This window comes from Spiroplasma sp. ChiS, from assembly GCF_002968355.1.
GTDB lineage: Bacteria > Bacillota_I > Bacilli_A > Mycoplasmatales > Mycoplasmataceae > Spiroplasma > Spiroplasma citri.
In genome coordinates this window covers 1-1117 of record NZ_PUUH01000156.1, presented here as the reverse complement: position 1 = coordinate 1117, position 1117 = coordinate 1, and the positions used below count along the sequence as shown (strand labels likewise).

1 protein-coding gene is annotated in these 1117 nt (G+C 24.4%); it reads left to right on the top strand.

The window, feature by feature from the left end; genetic code table 4:
- Positions 1–302: 302 nt before the first annotated feature.
- Positions 303–488, top strand: coding sequence for a hypothetical protein (locus C6B38_RS04670; protein WP_105298836.1), 186 nt, complete (start codon positions 303–305; stop codon positions 486–488).
- Positions 489–1117: the final 629 nt, after the last annotated feature.

Here is a 1117-nt window from a genome sequence, read left to right as displayed (position 1 = left end):
GATACACCAACAACAGCAGAATTAGAAACTGCTATTAAGACAAAAAATACTAATTATCAAACTGGAGATGCAACATTCTCTAATATTACATCTACTGGCGCATTAGCAACTGGCAATCCAAATAAATATAGTGGAACAGTTTCTTTAATTTATTCAAAGTAAGTAGCGCCATAGATATTCACGATAAAATTAAAAATGTTGATAGTTTAACAGATGATGAAATAATTAAAGGAATTATTGTACCGCAAAAAGTAGCAAGTGAAGATTTAAGACCACTTTTAAATGATAAAGACCACTTTTAAATGAAAGCGGTTGATGCAAGTTTAACAGCAGATGATTATGTTTGATGACCGTTATATTATCAAGGTTCACCATCAACTTATGATATTACTACAACAGATATTTATGTTGATATTTATATTGCTGGTCAAAAAAATGCAACTGGTGTTTCACAAGTTCAGTATTATAAAGTACAAAAAGTAAATTAAATAAATATTAAGCAATTTAATAAAGATAATATTGGGACTTTAACAACACCTTGATATAGTGATGTTCCTGATTTAACTAAAAAAGCAGATGTAATTACTGAAATGAATACTGGTTTTATTAAAGCAATTCAAAAAATATTAAAGCAATTCAAAAAATTAATGCTGGTTTAACAACTTCAGATTATATTGTTAATATTTTAGATTATGATCATTCAATATTTAATGATAGAGATGAAGGTGATTTTAGTAAAGATGTTGAACTGTCATATAGTTTAAATGGTACAAATTGATTAACTGGACAAACGCCAGGAATGGAAATTACCGTTCCTACTGCTACTAAAAATTTTATTTTATTTTTTGTTGTATTTATTGGGTTTTTAATTATATTAAATCCTTTTTTAATTTCATTATAAAGATTAATTGTTTTTGGTTTTGATATTATTTTAGTATGTAATTTTTGATAACCTAATTTTAAATTAGTAGCATATTGTTTTTGTTGTGTTAATCAATTTTTATTATCTATATATTGTTTATGATTATTTAATTTAGCATCTTTTGTATTATAAAAATTAGTACTATAACGATTTATTTCTTTATTTAATTCTAATATTCTTTATTTAATTCTAATA